Origin of the sequence: Candidatus Synechococcus spongiarum SH4 (assembly GCF_000586015.1) — a bacterium.
Taxonomy (GTDB): Bacteria; Cyanobacteriota; Cyanobacteriia; order PCC-6307; family Cyanobiaceae; genus Synechococcus_B; species Synechococcus_B spongiarum_F.
In genome coordinates, this window is record NZ_JENA01000162.1 from 1 (window position 1) to 3861 (window position 3861).

General features: G+C 59.3%; 5 protein-coding genes. 1 reads left to right on the forward strand and 4 read right to left on the reverse strand.

Translation table 11 applies throughout. The features are described 5' to 3' along the window. The first annotated feature begins 70 nt into the window (after positions 1 to 70). Positions 71 to 532 (forward strand): DUF4079 domain-containing protein, encoded by a 462-nt coding sequence (locus BG35_RS0107450; RefSeq protein WP_025782336.1) that lies wholly within the window; start codon positions 71 to 73, stop codon positions 530 to 532. A 4-nt stretch (positions 533 to 536) separates the two neighbouring features. Here BG35_RS0107450 and BG35_RS13125 read toward each other — a convergent pair whose 3' ends face one another. From BG35_RS13125 to BG35_RS0107475, 4 genes are all read right to left on the reverse strand, one after another. Further along, positions 537 to 713: a hypothetical protein gene (locus BG35_RS13125; protein WP_161632569.1), complete on the reverse strand. Its 177-nt coding sequence runs from the start codon at positions 711 to 713 to the stop codon at positions 537 to 539. An 824-nt stretch (positions 714 to 1537) separates the two neighbouring features. Further along, positions 1538 to 1666 carry a hypothetical protein gene (locus BG35_RS13830; RefSeq protein WP_269087831.1) on the reverse strand — a complete coding sequence of 43 codons (129 nt, stop codon included), beginning with the start codon at positions 1664 to 1666 and terminating at the stop codon, positions 1538 to 1540. Between the two features lie 47 nt (positions 1667 to 1713). Continuing rightward, a complete protein-coding gene (locus BG35_RS0107470; protein WP_025782337.1) occupies positions 1714 to 2931 on the reverse strand; it encodes a 4-hydroxy-3-methylbut-2-enyl diphosphate reductase in 1218 nt (405 codons plus the stop codon). Positions 2932 to 3103: 172 nt separating this feature from the next. Next, on the reverse strand, positions 3104 to 3861 hold a 758-nt coding region (locus BG35_RS0107475; protein ID WP_025782338.1), incomplete at its 5' end, for an ammonium transporter.

Consider the following 3861-nt stretch of genomic DNA (forward strand, 5'->3'; position numbering starts at 1 on the left):
CGCGCCTTAAGGCACACGTCAAGCGGTAAGTTCTTAACCTGAACCAGCAGACCATGCCCCCGACGCTGCCATGCCGGAGACCGTTGGCTTCAGCCTCAACTTCCTTCACCCCTTGATGATGTGGTCACTGCTGGCCTTGAGCGGCTATGCCCTGTTCCTGGGAATCCGCAGCAAGAAGCTGCGCACCACGAAGGATGCCGAGTTGCGCAAACAACTGGCCAAGAGCAAGGTGGGCCAGCGTCATTTCCTCGTTGGATCCCTTGTTCTGGCGTTGATGGTGCTGGGCGCCTTCCTCGGCATGGGGGTGACCTATCTGAATAACGGCAAACTGTTTGTGGGTCCCCATCTGCTGGCAGGGGCCGCCATGACCTGCATGATTGCCCTGGCCGCGTCCCTCGTCCCCCTGATGCAGCGGGGCAACGTGGTGGCGAGAAAAGCCCACGTGGGGCTGAATATGGGCGTCATGACCCTCTTTCTCTGGCAGGCCCTGACGGGCATGGAGATCGTCAACAGGATTTGGGCGAATCGCTGAACCCTCAGAACTCCTCATCGGCAAAGCCGTGGTTGGCAACCTCGAACAGGGCGCGGATGGTTTCCCCCACCACCCGGTCAGGGGTGGATGCACCCGAGGTGACCCCCACGGTGATCTTCCCTCCCGGCAGGAAGATGGCGATTTCCTGAAGATGGTTGGTGAGGAGTTGCCGCCGCGTCACAAACCCTGTAAATTCAATACAGGCTCATTGGGCTTTTCATGGAAGCAAAACGGGTACGCTCTTCTCTCCCCCTCCTTCTATCTGGTCTGGTCCTTCTCTTCGTCTCTAATCTAGATTTAGAGGCACTCTCTAGAATCAAAACACTGACAACATACGATACCTCCGGCACCTCAAACGGAGTCTCAATAATAAGAGTGTACACATATCCTCCCGAAGGCAACTTCTCGGACACATTTACGCCATTACGAGACATGAAGAGGATTGCCGGCTCCAAGTCCAAAGCCAAGCGTAAGCCATGCAGTGTCGGGATACAGACTGAGATCCACAGGAGCCTGCTGGAACTGTTGAACGATGGATCGTTTCGCACAGGCGGAGGTCATGTTGACACATCAATTCGTGCGATGAGCGTTACCCGGAGGCCCGGGGATAAGCCCTTGTTGGACCTTGAGTCAATATGCCACACACACATTGACCCTGAGACCTGGGACCACCTTTTGTCTAAGACCGAAAGAGATCCCCTAGAATGACGCTACCGGCACCCAAATCCCGCTACAGCACCGGAGGATTCATGTCTGCACAGTGTTCGGCCCTATCCGAACACAAACGATGTCTGCCAAGTCATTGGCGAGAACCACCTCACTGTGGAGTATCTTGATGATGCCGCCTTGCTGATCGGGTGTCCCTACCATGAGACCGGCGCCATTGGTGACCGGTTGGCTGAGGGTGCGCAGCAGCTTGATCAAATCGGGTCATGGGTCTTGCTCAGTGTGCCTGAGCGCTAAGGAACGCACCAAGCCCCCGCAAGCCATGGGCAAACGGGATGGTCAGTGGGGGGCTTTGCGCAGCGTCTCCATGACCTTCAAGGGCAGGTTATCCACCCGCTTGTCCTGCAGATTCACAATCAGACCTCCATCTCCCAGGATCACCACTGGTTGGGTCAGCAGCGCAGCCATTCGCTCAGTCCAGGGGAGATGGCTGGCAGGGGGCCGATGGCGCAACTTCAGACCTCTTCATCGGAAAAGCTGTCGTTGGCAATCTCGAACAGGGCGCGAATGGTTTCCCCCACAACCCGGTCAGGGGTGGATGCACCCGAGGTGACCCCCACGGTGACCTCTCCCTCCGGCAGGAAGGGGGACAGTTGCTCCAGGTTCTGCCCCAGCGGCTTGTGTTCAATGGCGTTGCCGGGGCCAATGCGCTCGGGAGCATCGATGTGGAGGGAGAGAATGCCCCGCTCCATGGCAATTTCCTGCAGATGGGTGGTGTTGGAAGAGTTGTAGCCACCGATCACAACCATCAGGTCCAGCTTTTCCTCCACCAGGGAAAACATGGCGTCCTGACGCTCCTGGGTTGCGTCACAGATGGTGTTAAAGGCCAGGAAGTGTTCCTTCAGGGAGGTGGGGCCATAGCGACGCAAGAGGGTCTGCTCGAATAGGCGGCCAATGGCCTCCGTTTCCGTCTTCAGCATGGTGGTCTGGTTGGCTACCCCCAACCGGACCAGATCCCTGTCGGGATTGAATCCGGAGGAGCAGGCATTCTTGAAGCGCTCCAGAAAAACCTGGCGATCCCCCCCCGAGAGGATGTAGTCACACACCACCCGGGCCTCCTCCAGGTTCAACACCACCAGGTAGGTACCGGCAAAAGAACTTGTGGCCAGGGTTTCTTCGTGCTTCACCTTGCCGTGGATGATGGAGGTGAAGTCCCGCTTCTTGTGGCGCTCCACAGTGCTCCACACCTTGGACACCCATGGACAGGTGGTGTCCACAATGGTGCATTGGCGCTCATTCAGGAGTTGCATCTCGGCCACCGTGGCGCCAAAGGCGGGCAGGATGACCACGTCCCCCTGCTCCACGGCGGAAAAATCCTTGCGTCCCTCCATGATCGGGACAAACAACACACCCATCTGGCGCAGATGGCGGTTGACAGAGGGATTATGGATAATCTCGTTGGTGATCCAGATTCGCTCTTCGGGGAAGTGGCGACGGGTCTCGTAGGCCATGGCCACGGCCCGCTCCACACCCCAGCAAAAGCCGAAGGCCTGGGCCAGGCGGATGGTGAGACGGCCCTGGGTGAGCTTGTTGTTGTTGGCGCGAATCTGCTGGATCAGGTCGCACTGGTAGGCGTTCTCCAGGGTGCCGGCCACCTCTTTGGCTCGACCAAAGCCACGCCGGTTGTAGTTCTCGGAGTGGTGGAGCGTGCGGCGGAACGCCTGGGTATTAATGGTTTCAGCCACAGCAGCACAACGGCATGGGTGAGCAGTGTAGGCGAGGAAGCTGCGGATGAACGGCAAAGGCCCCGGACCAGGGTGGTCCAGAGCCTTTGGTATGGAAGGTTTGGCAGAGGAGGCCGGGAAGCACAAACCGATGCTGACCCGACGCCAGGCTCAAAACCGCTCAGCCGTTGCTGGAGGCAAATTCCGGATAGGCCTCCATGCCGTGTTCGCCAATGTCCAGACCTGTAAGCTCCTCTTCCTCGGTCACCCGAATGCCGCCGAAGATGGCGCCAATGATCTGCCAGGCGATAAAGCAGGTCACTACGGTCCAGATTCCGTAGGCAAGAACGCCCACGATCTGATAGCCGAATTGTGCAAAGCCGCCGCCGTTGAACAGGCCGATTCCAGCAGCTCCGGCATCCATGCCTTCAACACCCCAGAGGCCGATCACCAGAGTGCCCCAGACGCCACAGGTGCCGTGAACCGAGAAGGCGCCAACGGGGTCGTCAATGCCCATGCCGTCCAGAACGCCGACGGAAATCACCACGATCAGGCCGCCAACGAAGCCGGCAACCCATGAGCCCACCAGGGTCATGTTGCCGCAACCGGCGGTGATGCTCACCAGACCCGCCAGGATGCCGTTGATGATCATGGTCAGGTCCGGCTTGCCGGAGGTGATCTTGGACCACAGGGCGGCGCCGATGCCGCCGCCGGCGGCCGCCAGGGTGGTGGTCACCGCCACAAAGGGCACGTACTGGTCCATGGCCAGCTCGGAGCCGGGGTTAAAGCCGTACCAGCCGATCCAGAGCACCAGACAGCCCAGGGTGGCAATTCCCATGTTGTGACCGGGCATGGCCTGGGCCTGACCGTTGACGAACTTGCCGATCCTGGGACCCAGGAGAGCAGCTCCCACAACACCGGCCCAGGCCCCCACGGAGT